Source organism: Sanguibacter suarezii NBRC 16159 (assembly GCF_001552735.1).
Lineage (GTDB): Bacteria > Actinomycetota > Actinomycetes > Actinomycetales > Cellulomonadaceae > Sanguibacter > Sanguibacter suarezii.
In genome coordinates this window covers 24,586-40,459 of sequence record NZ_BCRT01000022.1, presented here as the reverse complement: position 1 = coordinate 40,459, position 15,874 = coordinate 24,586, and the positions used below count along the sequence as shown (strand labels likewise).

At 70.2% G+C, this 15,874-nt stretch carries 17 protein-coding genes; 5 read left to right on the top strand and 12 right to left on the bottom strand.

Translation table 11 applies throughout. The features are described from left to right. Positions 1 to 3: 3 nt before the first annotated feature. Positions 4 to 873 carry a 1,4-dihydroxy-2-naphthoate polyprenyltransferase gene (locus SS2_RS16120; RefSeq protein ID WP_066465972.1) on the top strand — a complete coding sequence of 290 codons (870 nt, stop codon included), beginning with the start codon at positions 4 to 6 and terminating at the stop codon, positions 871 to 873. Here the strand turns inward: SS2_RS16120 and SS2_RS16115 are convergent. After that, the gene (locus tag SS2_RS16115) at positions 856 to 1,215 is read right to left on the bottom strand and encodes a DUF4229 domain-containing protein (protein ID WP_066465971.1); all 360 of its coding nucleotides are present in this window, start codon (positions 1,213 to 1,215) and stop codon (positions 856 to 858) included. The two genes, SS2_RS16120 and SS2_RS16115, sit on opposite strands and share 18 nt — an antisense overlap. A gap of 30 nt (positions 1,216 to 1,245) precedes the next feature. On the opposite strand from SS2_RS16115, the gene SS2_RS17195 reads away from it, so the two are divergent. Then, positions 1,246 to 1,782: a PLD nuclease N-terminal domain-containing protein gene (locus tag SS2_RS17195; protein WP_083942358.1), complete on the top strand. Its 537-nt coding sequence runs from the start codon at positions 1,246 to 1,248 to the stop codon at positions 1,780 to 1,782. 63 nt (positions 1,783 to 1,845) lie between these two features. Here SS2_RS17195 and ccsB read toward each other — a convergent pair whose 3' ends face one another. The 6 genes from ccsB to SS2_RS16080 all read right to left on the bottom strand — a co-directional run bounded on the left by ccsB (position 1,846) and on the right by SS2_RS16080 (position 7,386). After that, positions 1,846 to 2,886: a c-type cytochrome biogenesis protein CcsB gene (gene ccsB / locus SS2_RS16105; protein ID WP_066465970.1), complete on the bottom strand. Its 1,041-nt coding sequence runs from the start codon at positions 2,884 to 2,886 to the stop codon at positions 1,846 to 1,848. Further along, complete coding sequence (gene resB, locus SS2_RS16100) at positions 2,873 to 4,651, bottom strand: cytochrome c biogenesis ResB family protein (RefSeq protein WP_245643664.1); 1,779 nt, start codon at positions 4,649 to 4,651, stop codon at positions 2,873 to 2,875. Before resB ends, ccsB begins: the two co-directional genes overlap by 14 nt. Further along, positions 4,651 to 5,415, bottom strand: coding sequence for a cytochrome c biogenesis CcdA family protein (locus SS2_RS16095; protein WP_066466094.1), 765 nt, complete (start codon positions 5,413 to 5,415; stop codon positions 4,651 to 4,653). Before SS2_RS16095 ends, resB begins: the two co-directional genes overlap by 1 nt. A 94-nt stretch (positions 5,416 to 5,509) precedes the next feature. Next, positions 5,510 to 6,181, bottom strand: a complete 672-nt coding sequence (locus tag SS2_RS16090) for a TlpA family protein disulfide reductase (RefSeq protein WP_369405224.1) — start codon at positions 6,179 to 6,181, stop codon at positions 5,510 to 5,512. A gap of 134 nt (positions 6,182 to 6,315) precedes the next feature. Further along, positions 6,316 to 6,960 carry a histidine phosphatase family protein gene (locus SS2_RS16085; protein ID WP_066465965.1) on the bottom strand — a complete coding sequence of 215 codons (645 nt, stop codon included), beginning with the start codon at positions 6,958 to 6,960 and terminating at the stop codon, positions 6,316 to 6,318. Positions 6,961 to 7,002: 42 nt separating this feature from the next. Further along, a complete protein-coding gene (locus SS2_RS16080) occupies positions 7,003 to 7,386 on the bottom strand; it encodes a MarR family winged helix-turn-helix transcriptional regulator (protein ID WP_245643663.1) in 384 nt (127 codons plus the stop codon). 362 nt (positions 7,387 to 7,748) lie between these two features. Between SS2_RS16080 and SS2_RS16075 the strand changes: the two genes are divergently transcribed. Beyond that, on the top strand, positions 7,749 to 8,303 hold the full coding sequence (locus tag SS2_RS16075) for a YceI family protein (RefSeq protein WP_066465961.1): 555 nt from the start codon (positions 7,749 to 7,751) through the stop codon (positions 8,301 to 8,303). 102 nt (positions 8,304 to 8,405) lie between these two features. Here SS2_RS16075 and SS2_RS16070 read toward each other — a convergent pair whose 3' ends face one another. After that, positions 8,406 to 9,068 carry a redox-sensing transcriptional repressor Rex gene (locus tag SS2_RS16070; protein ID WP_066465959.1) on the bottom strand — a complete coding sequence of 221 codons (663 nt, stop codon included), beginning with the start codon at positions 9,066 to 9,068 and terminating at the stop codon, positions 8,406 to 8,408. Then, the gene (locus tag SS2_RS16065) at positions 9,065 to 9,322 is read right to left on the bottom strand and encodes a glutaredoxin family protein (RefSeq protein ID WP_066465958.1); all 258 of its coding nucleotides are present in this window, start codon (positions 9,320 to 9,322) and stop codon (positions 9,065 to 9,067) included. The genes SS2_RS16070 and SS2_RS16065 overlap by 4 nt, the downstream gene beginning before the upstream one ends. Before the next feature lie 27 nt (positions 9,323 to 9,349). On the opposite strand from SS2_RS16065, the gene SS2_RS16060 reads away from it, so the two are divergent. Then, complete coding sequence (locus tag SS2_RS16060; RefSeq protein WP_083942357.1) at positions 9,350 to 10,342, top strand: HAD family hydrolase; 993 nt, start codon at positions 9,350 to 9,352, stop codon at positions 10,340 to 10,342. 6 nt (positions 10,343 to 10,348) lie between these two features. Here SS2_RS16060 and SS2_RS16055 read toward each other — a convergent pair whose 3' ends face one another. The 3 genes from SS2_RS16055 to arfA all read right to left on the bottom strand — a co-directional run bounded on the left by SS2_RS16055 (position 10,349) and on the right by arfA (position 13,981). Next, on the bottom strand, positions 10,349 to 11,095 hold the full coding sequence (locus SS2_RS16055; RefSeq protein ID WP_083942356.1) for an MIP/aquaporin family protein: 747 nt from the start codon (positions 11,093 to 11,095) through the stop codon (positions 10,349 to 10,351). A gap of 159 nt (positions 11,096 to 11,254) precedes the next feature. Further along, positions 11,255 to 12,373, bottom strand: coding sequence for an arabinan endo-1,5-alpha-L-arabinosidase (locus SS2_RS16050; RefSeq protein ID WP_066465956.1), 1,119 nt, complete (start codon positions 12,371 to 12,373; stop codon positions 11,255 to 11,257). 93 nt (positions 12,374 to 12,466) lie between these two features. Continuing rightward, a complete protein-coding gene (gene arfA, locus SS2_RS16045; protein WP_066465955.1) occupies positions 12,467 to 13,981 on the bottom strand; it encodes an arabinosylfuranosidase ArfA in 1,515 nt (504 codons plus the stop codon). Between the two features lie 437 nt (positions 13,982 to 14,418). Here arfA and SS2_RS16040 point away from each other — a divergent pair, with 437 nt between their 5' ends. Beyond that, positions 14,419 to 15,768: an ABC transporter substrate-binding protein gene (locus tag SS2_RS16040; RefSeq protein WP_066465954.1), complete on the top strand. Its 1,350-nt coding sequence runs from the start codon at positions 14,419 to 14,421 to the stop codon at positions 15,766 to 15,768. Positions 15,769 to 15,874 lie beyond the last annotated feature (106 nt).

Here is a 15,874-nt window from a genome sequence, read left to right as displayed (position 1 = left end):
CCCATGGCAACGCCCTCTGAGTGGATCGCTGGCGCCCGCCCGCGGACCCTGCCCGCCGCCGCGACCCCCGTGCTCGTGGGCTCGGGGGCAGCCGCCCAGGTCGACGGCTTCGCGGCGCTGCCCGCCGTCCTCGCCCTGCTCGTGGCGCTCGCCCTGCAGGTAGGGGTGAACTACGCCAACGACTACTCCGACGGCGTGCGCGGCACCGACCTCGACCGCGTGGGACCGCTGCGCCTGACCGCTGCCGGGGTGGCCCGCCCGTCCCAGGTCAAGACGGCGGCCGTCACCGCCTTCGGTGTCGGTGCGCTGTTCGGCCTCGCCCTGGTCGTGGTCTCCGGGCACTGGTGGCTCATCGCGGTCGGAGCCCTCGCCATCGCGGCGGGGTGGTTCTACACCGGTGGCAGCAAGCCCTACGGCTACCTCGGTCTGGGTGAGGTCGGGGTGTTCATCTTCTTCGGCCTGGTGGCCGTGCTCGGCACGACCTACACGCAGATCGACCGGGTGACCGTCCCCGCGCTGCTCGGCGCCGTGGCGGTGGGGCTGCTCGCCTGCGCCATCCTCATGGTCAACAACATCCGCGACATCCCCACCGACGCGGTCGTCGGCAAGCGCACCCTCGCGGTGCGGATGGGTGACCACCGGGCCCGGCGGGCCTACGTCGCGATGATCTGGCTGCCGCTGCTCCTCGGCGCGGCCTGCGCCCTCGTCAACGGCTGGGCCGTGATCGTCCTGCTGCTCGCCTTCCCGGCGGCGCTGCTGAGCATCCCGGTGATCGCCGGGGCACGGGGCCGTCTCCTCGTCCCGGTGCTCGCCGCGACGGGGATGTACGAGCTCGCCTTCGGCGTGCTGCTGGGGCTAGGGCTCGCGATCTGAGGACGTCTCGTCCGCGACGGGCGGCTCCTCGGCGGCGGCGCCAGCGCCTCCCGACACGCCCGGGCGGCCGGCGGCCGTGTCTACCTGCTCGTCCTCGAAGGCGGCGTCGCCGCTGACGGCGCGGCTGAACCGCTCGCCGGTCTCCTCGCGGGTCTTCTTGCGACCGGCGAGGTAGACCGCAGCGGCCTCACGCTGGGTGCCGAGCACCAGGTAGGACACCATGAGCGCCAGCACGATCGCCAGCACGGGAAGCAGCAGGTCACGCACGCCGACGGCGTAGAGCACCACGCCGAGCACGAGGATCAGGGCGAGGCGGAGCACAGAATAGATGATGAAGGGCATCCACTCAGCGTAAACGCTTAGGCTGGAGAGATGTTCCGCGCCATCGCAGTCATCGCAGCCTTCGCACTCCTCGTCTACGCCCTCGCCGACTTCGCCACCAGCGACGAACGCGACCGTGGGGGGATCCCGGGCTGGTTGTGGGTCGTCATCATCATCGTGCTGCCGTACTTCGGACCGATCGCCTGGATCGCGTTCAGCCGCTCGCGCCGTGGGCAGGCAGTGCTCCCGGGCGCTCCGTCGGCCGGCAACGGGCCGAAGGCACGCCGGCGACCCAGCGGCCCCGTCGCTCCCGACGACGACCCCGAGTTCCTCTGGCGTCTCGCCCGCGAGCAGCAGCGTCAGGGACGCCCCGCCACGCCGGGTACCCCCGGCACCCCGGACGGCCCTCCCGCCCCGCGCACGGACGGCCAGACGCCGTCGCAGCAGGACGCTGCCGGGCACGCACCGCGCGAGCAGGGACCGCACGGCCCCACGCCGGGCGGGACGTCCTCGCACGAGCCCACCTCACGGGACCAGACGCCCCGCTCGGGAGCCCACGACGACCCGGACGCCGCACCTGAGGGCTGACCGTCCGCCCCATCGGCGTCTTGATCGGCGACTGGCCGCTGAGCGGCTGGCCCGCGCCAGGAATCAGGAGTTGGGCGCGTTCTGCACTCCCGAGTATGAGTGCAGCCCGGAGAAGAGGATGTTCACGCCGGTGAAGTTGAACAGCACGCAGGCGTAGCCCACCAGGACGAAGTAGGCGGCACGCCGGCCGGACCATCCGCGGGTGGTGCGGGCGTGCAGGTAGGCCGCGTAGACGACCCAGACGATGAAGCTCCAGACCTCCTTGGGGTCCCAGCCCCAGGGACGTCCCCACGCGCCGTCGGCCCAGATGGCACCACCGATGATGGTGAAGGTCCACAGCACGAAGCCGAGGGCGTTGAGGCGGAAGCTCAGCGCCTCCAGGGCGACCGGGTTGGGGATGGCGTCGAGGAAGCGCCAGTTGAAGAACCTGCCCGCCAGGACGTTGCGGCCGCGGACGACGGTGCCCTGACCGTGCAGGAAGGTGGACCCGTGGTCCCGGGAGTCGCGTAGCAGCTGCAGCAGGCTGACGGCGAAGGCGACGGTGAAGACCGCCGTGCCACCCACCGCGACGCCCACGTGGATGACCAGCCAGTAGTTCTGCAGCGCGGGCTGGACCTCGTCGGCCACCGCGTGGAACACGTTGAGCGCCAGGACCAAGAAGGTGACCGCGAGGAAGGTGATGATCACGCCGAGGAAGCGGACGTCGATCTTCAGCTGGAGCAGCAGGAAGATTCCCACCGCCACGAAGGTCCCGGTGAGCCAGAACTCGTACATGTTGGCCCACGGGACGTGCCCGGCGGCCACGCCGCGGGTCACCACGGCGACCGCGTGGATCATGAAGCCCAGCCACAGGGTGGACATCGCGATGCCGAGGGCCTTCGACGTGCGGCGCCCGGTGGCGGGGTCCTGGGGGAAGACGGGCGAGGCGGCGGGAGCCTTGGAGCCGGCGCCCACGGCGACGGGCACCTGCGCACGCCGCTCCGCCTGCCGCTGGCCGATCGCGTCGGACATCTTCGACAGGTCCATCGCGAAGGCGATCATGGCGACGGTGTAAGCCGTCGCTGCCCCCCAGGCGAGGAGATCGCTGATCTCAGAGAGGTTCATCGGACGGCCTTTCAGGAACGGTGCTCGCAGGAGCAGGGCTGGCGGGAGCGGTGCTGGACTGAGCGGAGGGTGGTTCAGGAGTGTCGGCAGTGTCGGCGGGGTCGAGGCGGCTGATCGCCGCGACGAGCGAGTCCACCTCGCCCTGCAGGCCCATGTCGTCGCCCCGTGCCAGGCCGGCCACCTCCACCACTGTACGAGGGGTGCCGTCGGTCGCCAGGGTGCGGGCTCGCACCCAGACCCGGCGGCGGGGGGTGAACAGGGACACCGAGACGCCCAGGAGGGCGGTGAGGGCGAAGACGAGCACCCACACCAGGGACGGGTCGTACCGCAGGTCGAGGGCGACGAAGCGGGGCAGCTCGCTGAACTCGATGGTCCCCAGGCCGTCCGGCAGGTCGACCGTGGTCCCCTTGCCCACGATGAGCGTGACCGGGGTCCCGTCCTCCTCGACCGACTGGGTCATCTCGTCGGTCTGCAGGCGGTAGACGTTCTGCGGCACGCCGTCGTCCAGCCCGAGGTCACCGCGGAAGACGGTGAGCACGAGCGCGGGGTTGATCGGGTCGGGGAAGATCGAGCGCGCACCGTCGTCGGTGATCTCGGCGGTGGGGAGGAGGTAGCCGACGAGGCCGATCTGCTCCCCCGTGGAGACGTCAGGCACCTTGATGACGCCCTGGGAGGTGTACATGTCGTCCTCGGGAAGGAAGGGGACCGGGCCCGAGAACGCGACCTCACCTGCGGCGTCGCGCACGGTGACGTAGGGCGCGTAGCCGTTGCCCTGCAGGTACACCTTGGCCCCGGACTGGCTCAGCGGCTGGTTGACCTTGATGGTCTCCTGGCGCTCAGAGCCGTCGGTCTCGCGGACCGTGACGGTCGCCACGAAGTCCTGCGCCTTGGCGTCGGTGATGCGGAAGGTCGACTCGAAGGAGTCGAGGGTCATCGAGAACGGGCGCAGGGAGTCCTCGGTGAACAGCGCCCCGCTCTCGAAGGTGTCGTACTCCACGACGGAGTTGGCGAAGCCGCGGCCCTCGGTGATGAGCACCTGGCCCCGGTACTCGAGCAGCTGCCCGGCGCCGAAGGAGATGAGCAGGCCAAGCAGGGAGATGTGGAAGAGGAGGTTGCCGCTCTCCCGCAGGTAGCCACGCTCGGCGCTGACGGTGCGTGCGCCGTCGGCCTCGGTCGCGGTGACCACGCGGAAGGTGGGCAGCCCGAGGAAGCGCCGGCGCAGGTGGGTCCGGGCGGCGTCGACGACGGCGTCGGGGTCGGTCTGCTCTCCGGCCAGCTCGAGGCGCCCCTGGGCGGGGAACCGCGCGAAGCGGCGCGGCGTGCGCGGCGGGGCGTCACGCAGGTTGTGCAGGTGCGCCTTGACCCGCGGCAGGATGCAGCCGACGAGGGAGACGAACAGCAGGATGTAGATCGCCGAGAACCACACCGAGGCGTAGACGTCGAAGAACCCCAGCCGGTGCAGCCACTCCCCCAGGGTGGGGTTGTCCCGCATGTACTGGGCGACCTCGGCCGGCGCCTGCGCGGTCTGGGGGAAGATCGAGCCCGGCACGGCCGCCACGGCGAGCAGCATGAGCAGGAAGAGGGCGACGCGCATCGAGGTCAGCTGGCGCCAGACGAAGCGCAGCATCCCCCGGACGCCGATCTGCGGCGCGCTCGCGGGCGCCGCGTCGGTGCCGGCGAAGGAGTCGTCGATCCCCTCCGGGCGGTAGGACCGGTCCTGCGCCTGGGGCGCCTGGTTGTCCGGCTGGTCGGTCTTCTCGGCCACTAGATCACTGTCCCTGTTCCACCGATGAACCCTTGCATGGCGCGGCTCCACTGCCCCCACAGGCCGGTGACCAGCGCCAGGCCGATGAGCACGAGCATGGTGCCCCCGATCCGCATGATCGCCAGACGGTGACGCCGCAGGAAGGCGAGCCCGCGCTTGGTGCTCTGCGTCCCGAGCGCGATGAGCAGGAACGGCAGTCCCAGCCCGACGCAGTAGAAGACGGCGAGCAGTCCCCCGCGCGCCGCCGAGCCCTCCGTGAGGGCGAGGGCGTTGATCGCGGTGAGCGTGGGACCCAGGCACGGCGTCCACCCCAGCCCGAAGACGAAGCCGAGCACCGGGGCGCCCCACAGGCCCGCCGTCGGGGAGACGTGCATCCGTCGCTCCCGCTGCAGGAACGGCATGGCGCCCAGGAAGGCCAGCCCCATGAGGATGACCACCACGCCGAGCACCCGCATGAGCAGGTCCTCCCACCGCACCAGGAACGACCCGACGGTGCCGAAGAGCACCCCGATCGAGACGAAGACGAAGGTGAAGCCGGCGATGAACAGGCTCACCCCGAGCACCACGCGTCCTCGCCCGGCCGACGGCGCGGTGGCGACCTGACCCCGCGCGCCGCCGCGGGCCCCGCCGCGACCGGGCGCACCGACGGTCGCGGCCGACAGACCGCTGACGAAGCCGAGGTATCCGGGGACCAGCGGCAGCACGCACGGCGAGGCGAAGGACACGAAGCCGGCCAGCAGCGCGATCGGCACGGCCAGCAGCATGGAGCCGCTGAAGATGGTGGTGCCGACCGAACCGGCGATGCTTGCGACCACCTGGGTGGGCTCGGTCAGCAGAAGGGTCGAGGACACGACGGGATCAGGCTCCCGGGGTCTCGGCGAGGACGTCGTCGATGAGACCGTCCAGCGTCGTGGCGTCGACCTGACCGAGCACGCGGGCGGCGACCCGGCCCTGCCGGTCCAGCACCACGGTGGTCGGCACGGCCTGGACCGGGACCACCTTCTGCAGGGAGGCCACCACTGATCCGGTCGTGTCGGCGATGGACGGCCAGGTGATGCCGTGCTCGCGCTCGAAGGCCAGGGCCGCGCCGGCGTCGTCGGTGCCGTTGATGCCGATGAACTGCACGCCGTCGTCGGCCCGCTCGGTCGCGACCGTGAGCAGGTCCGGCGCCTCGGCGCGGCACGGCGGGCACGCGGCGAACCAGGTGTTGAGCACGACGACGTCGTCGGCGAAGTCCGTGGAGCTGATCGGTGCGCCGGTGAAGTCGGTGCCGGAGAGCACGACGGCCTCGCCGCGGTCGTCGGCGGCCCAGGTGCGCAGGCTGCCGTCCCCGGACTGGTATCCCTGGTCAGCGACGTCGTTCGGGTTGGTGTTCCCGGAGTCCGCTGCGCACGAGGTCAGCAGCAGCCCTGCGAGCGCCACGACAGCCAGCACACCGCGCCGACGAGCGGCCCGCGGAGCGGGGTGACGAGCAGGGTGGGGGGCGGGGCGAGAGTCCGGCTGCGGGGCCGGGTGAGTTGCAGAGAGCACCGTCCCACTATCCCTGACCGGACTGGGAGAACTCTGAGAAGTTGGGTGCAGATCTCCTGTGATCTGTGTGACGTCGGTCGCCTCCCGAGCGGCTCGGGAGTGGCTCTGGAGCGGCTCGGGAGGCGACCTGGGCGTCAGGCCCCGGAGACCTTCTGCGCACCCGGCAGCAGGTCCGCAGCGGGCTCGGTGTAGTGGACCCCGACGAGGCGGTCACCGTCGAAGCGCAGCGAGGTCACCGAGGCGAGGGAGCACTGGCGCTTGCGAGGGTCGTGCCACAGGCGCTTGTTCTCGAAGGCCTGGCGGGCGATCCAGATCGGCAGCTGGTGGCTGACCAGCACAGCCTCGTGACCCTCGGCCTGCTGGCGGGCGGTGTCCACGGCCGCGTGCATCCGCGCGACCTGGTCCTTGTACGCCTCACCCCATGAGGGACGGAAGGGGTTGATCAGGTGCGGCCAGTGCTCGGGGTGGCGCAGGGAGCCGTCACCGACGCCGAAGGTCTTGCCCTCGAAGTAGTTGCCGGCCTCGATGAGGCGCTCGTCGGTGCCCAGCTCGAGGTCGAAGGCCGCGGCGATGGGGGTCGCCGTCTCCTGCGCCCGCTGCAGCGGGGACGCCGTCACCACGGTCACGTCGAAGTCGCCGGCTGCGAAGTGGTCGGCGACGCGCTGGGCCATGAGGTGGCCGAGCTCGGAGAGGTGGTACCCGGGGATGCGTCCGTAGAGGATCTTGTCGGGGTTGAAGACTTCCCCGTGCCGCATGAGGTGGACTGTCGTGATGGCCATGGCAGAAGTCTCGCAAACTTCTGGCGGGATCAGCGCATCGACTCAGTCGCGGCAGGCCTGCGAGACGCGTTCCATCGCTTCCCCGAGCACCGTGAGCTGCTCGGGGGTGAGGACGTCGACGAGGTGGCGGTGCACCGAGCGCACGTGGTTGGGGGCGGCGTCGACGAGGACTGAGTAGCCGGCGTCGGTCAGCACGGCGTTGACGCCGCGGCCGTCCGCCACGCAGGACACCCGGTCGACGAGGCCGCGCTCCTCCAGACGGCGGACCGTGTGGGTGACCCGGCTGCGGGAGTGGGCAAGGCTGTCCGCCAGGTGGGACATGCGCATGGTCCAGCTGGCGTTCTCTGAGAGCCGAACGAGGACCTCGTACTCGTTGAGAGACAGGTCCGAGTCCTTCTCGAGGTCCCGGTTGAGCGCCTCGACCAACCGGGACGAGCCTTCCAGATATGCCCTCCAGCTGACCTGCTGATCGTCTGAGAGCCACGGGATCTCAGTAGTTTCCGTCGCCATGATGATGCCTCCCCCTGCTCGGCGCGCTACCCCAGTGCGGCGTACCAATAATCTGAGACGATAGCGCCCCAGCGCGGCGATTCGGGCCGAACGCGTCGTTCGCCGCGAATCTCACCCGCAACTGGTACGGCCTCCGCACTTGCGCCCGCCCCCCTTTCCATAGTAGAACTTTCAACTATTGAAGGTGACAGTTGTTCACCGTCAGCCGGACCTCTGATCCACCCGGCACCGGGCCGGCCCCGGTGCGACACCGCACGCACGACTTACAGGAGCACCTCATGACTGCAACGACCACTCTCCCCGCCGGCCTCGTCGCCGGAACCTACAACGTCGACGCCAGCCACTCCAGCGCCACCTTCACCGTGCGCCACGCCGGCATCTCCAAGGCCCGGGGCACCCTGGCCATCGCCGAGGCTGTCATCGTCGTCGGCGAGGACATCGAGTCCTCCACCGTCACCGCTGTCATCGACGCCACCTCGGTCAACTCCGGCAACGCCGACCGCGACGCGCACCTGCAGAGCGCTGACTTCTGGGACGCCGAGAAGAACCCGACCTGGACCTTCGTCTCCACCTCGGTCAAGGCCGACGGCGACGACTTCGAGGTCACCGGTGACCTGACCCTCAACGGCGTGACCCGCTCCGTGGTCCTGGAGACCGAGTTCACCGGCACCGCCGTGGACGCCTACGGCAACCCGCGCGCAGGCTTCGAGGCCAAGACCGAGATCTCCCGCAAGGACTTCGGCCTGACCTGGAACGTGGCCCTCGAGGCCGGCGGCGTGCTGGTCAGCGACAAGGTCAAGATCAACCTGGACCTGTCCGCCATCAAGGCCTGACACCTCTGCCGGCGCCTGCTGGCCGCCGACGAACACCCGACGAACCCCCGGTGAGCGCACGACGCTCCCCGGGGGTTCGTCGTCTCTGCGGCCGTCACGCCCTCACGGGTGGCTGCTGGTGTGGAAGGCCAAGATCTGCAGCTCGCTCCCCAGGTCGACCGAGCGCAGCGCCACCCCGGACGGCACCTGGAGCACCCGCGGAGCGAAGTTGAGGACCTCGCGCACCCCCGCGGCGACCACCGTGTCGCAGACCGCCTGAGCCTGCTCGGCCGGCACGGCGATGACGACGATCGCCACCCGCCGCTGCGCCAGCACGTCGGCGAGCGCCGCGAAGTCCTCGACCTCCACCCCGCCCACGACGGTGCCGACGATCTGGGGGGCGGCGTCGAACAAGGCGGCGACGGTGAAGCCGCGCGCGGCGAAGCCGGGGTAGTTGGCCAGCGCATGCCCGAGGTTTCCCACCCCGACGATCGCCACCCGCAGCTCCTGGGCACCGCCCAGCGCCGCCCGGACCCGCTCGCGCAGGCGGACCACGTCGTACCCGACGCCGCGCGTGCCGTGCGACCCGAGATGGCTGAGGTCCTTGCGCAGCTGAGCAGACCCCACTCCGGCGAGCTCAGCCAGCTCGGCCGAGGACGCCCCGCGCACGCCACGCGCCGCGAGGTCGTCGAGGACCTGCAGGTAGCCCGGCAGCCGCTCGATGCTGGCCTGCGGGATCGTCCGAGCCGCGCCCGGCTGGGGCGCCGTCGGCGTGGTGGGGGTCATCGCGACAGCAGGCGCGTCAGCCGCGCCTCGTCGATGCGCCAGAACCCCTGCTGCACCCCGTCGACGAGGACCACCGGCACGTAGTCCCCGTACCGCGCCACCAGCTCGGGCGAGTCGTCCACGTCGACGCGGGCCCACCCGACGCCCGTCGCGGCGCACACCCGCGTGACGACGGCCTCGGCATCGACGCAGAGATGGCAGCCTTCCCGGGTGTACACGACGACCCGTTCATCTGCTCGTAGTTCGGCGTTCATGACCTCAACCCTAGAGGTCTGGATAGAGTGGGTGGTGTGCGCATCGACAGGACAGACCTCGGGACCGGCCCAGACGCGGCTCTGGCCCCGCAGACCGCGTCCGACGTCCAGCAGGCGCCCACCGCTGCTGAGCCCGTGACCGGGCGGCAGACGACAGTCCCCGCAGCGCCCGGCGCGCCGGTCGCCGACCTCGTCCCCGGCCTCGCCGCCGTGGCGGTGTCTGCACCGGTCCCCACCGCGCGACCCGTGGCGGCCTTCTTCGACGTGGACAACACGATCATCCGTGGGGCGAGCTCCTTCCACCTGGCTCGTGCACTGTGGCAGCGCGGGTTCTTCCGCAAGCGGGACATCGTCAACTTCGCCTTCCAGCAGGCTCGTTACCTGGCCGTCGGCGAGACGAAGTCCCAGATCGACGACGTCCGCAACCGTGCGCTCTTCCTCATGACCGGGCACTCCGTCGCCGAGGTGGTGGCCATCGGCGAAGAGGTCTACGACCAGGTGCTCGCGCTGCGCATCTTCCCCGGGACCCAGAAGCTCCTCGACGCTCACATCAGCGCCGGCCACCAGGTGTGGCTCGTCACCGCGACCCCGGTCGAGATCGGTGACCTCATCGCCCGCCGGCTCGGGGCGAACGGAGCGCTCGGGACCATCGCCGAGCACGAGGCCGGGCACTACACCGGCCGCCTCGTCGGAGACATGATGCACGGCCAGGCCAAGGCCGACGCCGTCGAGGCCCTCGCCGAGCGCTACGACATCGACCTCGACGCCTCCTCGGCCTACGGCGACTCGATGAACGACGTCCCGCTGCTCTCGACCGTGGGTCACCCCTGCGCGATCAACCCGGACCCGCGCCTGCGCAAGCACGCCAAGACGATCGGCTGGCCCATCCGCGACTTCCGCGGCCGACGCCGCGCGGCCCAGCGCGGCCTCAAGACCGCCAGCTGGGCGGGCCTCGCCTGGGCGACCGGCCTGGCCCTGCGGTCGGCCGCTCGGACGATCAAGCACCGGATCGACGGCTAGAGCGTCCTAGCTCATGAGCTGGGCGGCCACGCCGCCGAGCACACCGCCGACGATGGGCCCCACCACGGGAACCCATGCGTAGGACCAGTCGCTGCTCCCCTTGCCGCGGATGGGCAGCAGCGCGTGCGCGATGCGTCCGCCGAGGTCGCGCGCCGGGTTGATCGCCCATCCGGTCACGCCCCCCAGCCCCAGCCCGACTCCGAGCACGGTCAGAGCCACGCCCAGCGGGCCGATCGCCGACGGCGTGAGCGCGAGCTGGAGCAGTACGAAGACGAGCACGAAGGTCGCCACACCCTCACCGAAGGCGTTGCGGCCGAGGGACCGCACGGCCGGGCCGGTGGCCATGGCAGCCAGCTTGTCCGGCGCGACCGGGTGCTTGTCGAAGTGCGCTCGGTACACCGACCATGCCAGGACCGCGCCGGCGACCGCCCCCGCCAGCTCCGCCACGAGGTAGGCGAGCGTCGTGGCCCCGGTGATCGCGATGCCCGGCGCGTACTCGCCGGGTCCGCCGGGCATGAAGGACCGGCCCAGCATCCCCAGGGTCATCGCGGGGTTGAGGTGAGCACCCGACCCGTGGGCGACGTGGACGCCCGCGAAGACGCCGAGCGCCCATCCGAAGGCGACCATGAGGTAGCCGCCGCCCTTGCCGAAGGTCCCGGAGAGCGTGACGTTCGCGCCGACCCCCACCCCGAGAGTCATGAGGATCCCGGTACCCACGAACTCTGAGACCAGGATCTGGCCGACGTCTCCCACGGGTGCTCCTCGTTCGTCCTGCTCGGTGGCCGATCGTCGCGCGGGGCGGTCGGATCGTGTGGTCCCTGTCTACCAAGGCCTTCGCCGCCAGACGTAGGACGATCGTCGCCCCTGCACCTCACGGTCCCGTCCGGGGCGCCGGAGCCCGGACCTGCGGTTCTACTCGGCCGGCTCCGCCCGGGCCACGAGCTCCGCCTCGGTGCGCGCCACCGGCCACCCATCCTCGGTCCAGGCGAGCTCGCGGATGCCGAGCTGGAAGTCTCCGCCGAGCTCCTCGTCGTAGTAGTGGAAGGCGAGGTAGGTCGTGGCGCCCACCGCGTACGCCGACTGCCCTCCGGGGCCGATCATCGTCCCGGCGGTGTCCAGCACGTCCGTGCCCCCGCCGTCGAGCAGCGGGACGCCGTCGGCGTCGAGGTAGGGGCCGGTCACGTCCTGGGACCTGCCCACGGCGATGTTGTAGGTGCTGCTGGTGCCCTGGCAGCAGGAGTCACGGGAGACGAAGAGGTAGTACCAGCCGTCGCGGGCCAGCAGGTAGGGCGCCTCGATCGCGTTGGTCGCGGTCCCGCGGTCGGCCAGGTGGACGGGCACCGCGGTGCCCTGCGGCTGCTCCGGCGTGGCGCCGACCGGCAGGCCGGAGGGCCACTCGAGCTCGATCATGAACAACCCGTCCCAGAAGGACCCCAGGGCCATCCAGGGCGTCCCGGCGGCGTCGGTGACGATCCCGGGGTCGATCGCGTTGTACGGGCTGGACCCGTCCGAGCGCCAGACCTCGCCGCGGTCCACCCACCGGTAGTCGGGGTCGTCCGGGTCGAGTGTGGTGTTGGTGTACAGGCCGATGAGGGAGGTGTTGGAGCCGAAGGTCGAGGCCGAGTAGTAGGCGTAGTAGGTGCCCTCGTGCTCGACGACCTCCGGCGCCCAGAAGTTGTCGACCCCCTGGATGATCTGGCGGGCCCAGTACGGCTCGTCCGCGGCGGTCCACAGCTCCCCGGTGTACTCCCAGGTGGCTCCCTGGTCGAGGGACCGCCGGATCTGCGGTGCCCCGAGGCCCACCCGCCCGTCGCCGGTCGAGAAGACGTACCAGACGTCGTCGTCGGTGGCGGCGGTGCCGGCGTCGTCGACCACGAGGGCCGGGTCGTGGGTGCGCAGGTCTCCGGCGACGGCCACCTCGGTGGCGGCGGGGCCGACGTCGGGCGCGGCGGCCTCGGAGGAGCAGGCGGCGAGCGTGCCAGCCAGGCTGAGCGCCGCGAGAGCGGCCAGGGCACGGGATCGGACGAGCACGACGACCTCCTCAGAGAGCCGCGTCCGGCCTGCCAGGCAGACCGGACGCGGCGGCGAGCGGATGATGGAGCGGATGTGACAGGACGGCGCAGATCAGCCCAGGCGGATCATGTTCCACGACACCGGCGGCACCTCGACGGTGAGCACACCGTCGACCACCTTGGCGGTGTCGTTGTCGCGGGGCAGCACCGACGTGGAGTCGTCCGCCGTGGCGGCCCAGGTGTGGTCCGGGTTCGACAGGCTCGTGGACTCCACGACCTCGAGGTCTCCCGCCGTGGTCAAGGAGCGCACGTCCACCGAGATGGTCGTCGCCTCGGTCAGCGACCGGTTGACCGCGAAGATCGAGACCGCACCGGTCTCGGGGTCGCGGGTCGCGACGGCGTCAGCCACCGGGACCGCGCCGAAGCGGGCCGTGTCGTAGGTGGGCGCGTCGATGCCGACCTGCAGCACGTCGCCGACGGCGTGCTGGGAGGCCTGGGCGAAGGGGTGGAAGATCGTCTGCTTCCAGGAGCGCCCGCCCGGCTCGGTCATGATCGGGGCGATGACGTTGACCAGCTGGGCCAGGGACGCCGCGTGCACCCGGTCGGTGTTGCGCAGCAGCGAGATGATGAGGTTGCCCACCACCACGGCGTCGGCGACGTTGTACTGGTCCTCGAGCAGGACCGGGGCGACGGGCCAGTCGTCACCCGTCGGCGGCTTGGACTCCGCGCGCTTCTGGTACCAGACGTTCCACTCGTCGAAGGAGATGTTGATCCGCTTGGTGTGCTTGCCGGCGGCGCGCACGTAGTCGGCCGCGGCCGTGACCGACTCGATGAAGTGGTCCATGTCCACGGCGGAGGCGAGGAAGGAGGCGAGGTCGCCGTCCTCCTCCCAGTAGTAGGCGTGGGCGGAGATGTAGTCGACGTGCTCGTAGGTCTCGGCGAGCACGGTCGCCTCCCAGGTGCCGAAGGTCGGCATGTCCGAGGAGGAGGACCCGCAGACCACGAGCTCGATGGTGGGGTCGAGCAGGCGCATGGCGCGGGCGGTCTCGGCGGCGAGGCGGGCGTACTCCTCGGCGGTCTTGTGGCCGATCTGCCACGGGCCGTCCATCTCGTTGCCCAGGCACCACATCGTGATGCGGTAGGGCTCCTCGTGACCGTTGGCGCGGCGCAGGTCGGAGAAGTGTGTGCCGCCGGGGACGTTGCAGTACTCGAGGAGGTCGAGGGCTTCCTGGATGCCGCGGGTTCCGAGGTTGACGGCCATCATCGGCTCGACGCCGGTCTTGCGTGCCCACTCCATGAACTCGTCCAGGCCCACGAGGTTGGGGTCGCTGGAGTGCCAGGCGAGGTCCAGCCGGGTGGGGCGGTCCTCACGGGGACCGACGCCGTCCTCCCAGCGGTAGCCGGAGACGAAGTTGCCGCCCGGGTAGCGGACGGTCGAGATACCGAGCTCGCGGGTCATCTCGATGACGTCCTCACGGAAGCCGTTCTCGTCCGCGCTGGCGTGCTCGGGGTCGTGGATGCCGGTGTAGACGCAGCGGCCCAGGTGCTCGACGAAGGACCCGAAGGTCCGACGGCGCACGGGTCCGACCGTGAACGCGGGGTCGAGGGTCAGGGTGACGGGAAGCATGGTTCTCCTAGGTGTGACACAGGGACGGAGCTGGGAGCCGGCACCAGGTGCCGCTCGTGCTGACAGCCACCTCGCTGCGCTCGGGTCGGCGGTCCGGATCCATGACCGGCCGCGTTCTACATCGTTGTAGAGGGATCATGCACCAGCGTCGAGGTGGACGTCAACACCTCTCGGACCATCTCCTGCTCACGATTGTGCATCGATGTAGAAATTGATGGGCGCCACGTCTTGACCGAGCGGCCAACCATGTGCGACCTTGTCTTCAACGATGTAAATCGGAGAGGTCAAAGACGACTCTGAAGCCGTATGGTTGTTGCCAGCACCAGCCATGGATCTTCTCTCCGCAGCCGAACTCCGTGGTTCGACGCGCAGTGAGAAGTGGGTTCACAGGCACAGTCCGGCCTTACACACCCAGTGGGATATCGAGAGGATCCGTGATGAAGAAGTCACGTCTGCACGCCGCCCTTGCCGGCACCATCATCGCCTCAACCCTGCTCGTCGCGGGATGCTCCAGCGACGCCAGCAGCGACGACGGCACCAAGCAGCTCACCTTCATGTTCCGCGGCGGAGAAGACGAGAAGGCCGCCTACGAAGGCGCCGTCAAGGCCTTCGAAGCAGCGAACGACGTCAAGGTCAAGATCATCGTCACGACCGCTGATGACTACAACACCAAGCTCAAGGCCGCCATCACCGGCCGCCAGGTCCCCGACGTCTTCTACATCGCCCCCGGCGACGTGCAGGGATACGTCAACAACGGCGTCATCAAGGACATCACCTCCTACGTCGAGGGGTCGGAGACCATCGACCTGGACAACATCTGGGCCTACGGCGTCGACTCCTACCGCTACGACGGCACCCTCCAGGGACAGGGCTCCATCTACGCCCTCCCCAAGGACGTCGGCCCGTTCTCCTTCGGCTACAACAAGACGATGTTCGAGGCCGCCGGCATCCCGCTGCCTGACCCGGACAAGCCGTACACCCTCGACGAGTTCGTCGCCGTGGCCAAGCAGCTCACCCTGGACACCAACGGCGACGGCGCCCTGGACCAGTGGGGCACCGGCCTCAACGTCAACTGGAACCTGCAGCCCTTCGTGTGGAGCAACGGCGGCGACTGGATCAACGAGGACCGTACCGAGGTCACCGTCGACACCCCTGAGTTCGCCGAGGCGCTCCAGTGGTTCGCCGACCTGCAGAACGTCGAGGGCGTCACCCCCTCGATCGCCGAGGGCCAGACCCTGGACACCTACCAGCGCTGGATGAAGGGCGAGATCGGCTTCTTCCCCGTCGGTCCCTGGGACGTGAGCACCTACGCCGAGCTCGACTTCGACTGGGACCTCATCCCCTACCCGGTCGGCGCGACCGGTGAGACGGCGACCTGGACCGGGACCCTGGGCATCGCGGTCTCCAACTCGACCAAGCACACCGACGAGGCCGTCAAGCTGGCCGAGTACCTCTCCGCCAACGTCGAGGCCCAGCAGTCCCTCGTCGACGCCGGGATCCAGATCCCGACCCTCAAGGACATGGCCGACACCTGGGTCGCGGACTCCACCACCCAGCCTGCCAACAAGCAGGAGTTCCTCGACATCGTCCAGGACTACGGGCGCGCTCTGCCCGCCAACAACACCTACAACGGTGAGTGGTACGACGAGTTCTTCACCAACATCCAGCCCGTGATCGACGGCAAGCAGACCGCCGCCGACTACGTCAAGGAAGCCCAGCCGAAGATGCAGGCCTTCCTCGACAGCGCGAACGAGCAGGCAGCTCAGGCAGCCGCGATGAACAAGTGACCCGCCGCGGGAGGCGCCCAGCGCCTCCCGCTCCGAGTCACCTGGTGCGCCCGGCTCGTCGCCGGGCGCACTGCACCCCCACAGTTCGACGCACTCGAGGGAGATT

Bases quoted from the DNA above. Each gene is read 5' to 3' on its own strand.
- SS2_RS16120 (WP_066465972.1), top strand. From the start codon at position 4: ATGGCAACGCCCTCTGAGTGGATCGCTGGCGCCCGCCCGCGGACCCTG.
- SS2_RS16115 (WP_066465971.1), bottom strand. From the start codon at position 1,215: ATGCCCTTCATCATCTATTCTGTGCTCCGCCTCGCCCTGATCCTCGTG.
- SS2_RS17195 (WP_083942358.1), top strand. From the start codon at position 1,246: ATGTTCCGCGCCATCGCAGTCATCGCAGCCTTCGCACTCCTCGTCTAC.
- ccsB (WP_066465970.1), bottom strand. From the start codon at position 2,886: ATGAACCTCTCTGAGATCAGCGATCTCCTCGCCTGGGGGGCAGCGACG.
- SS2_RS16095 (WP_066466094.1), bottom strand. From the start codon at position 5,415: ATGCTGCTGGCCGTGCCGATCGCGCTGCTGGCCGGCTTCGTGTCCTTC.
- SS2_RS16085 (WP_066465965.1), bottom strand. From the start codon at position 6,960: ATGGCCATCACGACAGTCCACCTCATGCGGCACGGGGAAGTCTTCAAC.
- SS2_RS16075 (WP_066465961.1), top strand. From the start codon at position 7,749: ATGACTGCAACGACCACTCTCCCCGCCGGCCTCGTCGCCGGAACCTAC.
- SS2_RS16070 (WP_066465959.1), bottom strand. From the start codon at position 9,068: ATGACCCCCACCACGCCGACGGCGCCCCAGCCGGGCGCGGCTCGGACG.
- SS2_RS16065 (WP_066465958.1), bottom strand. From the start codon at position 9,322: ATGAACGCCGAACTACGAGCAGATGAACGGGTCGTCGTGTACACCCGG.
- arfA (WP_066465955.1), bottom strand. From the start codon at position 13,981: ATGCTTCCCGTCACCCTGACCCTCGACCCCGCGTTCACGGTCGGACCC.
- SS2_RS16040 (WP_066465954.1), top strand. From the start codon at position 14,419: ATGAAGAAGTCACGTCTGCACGCCGCCCTTGCCGGCACCATCATCGCC.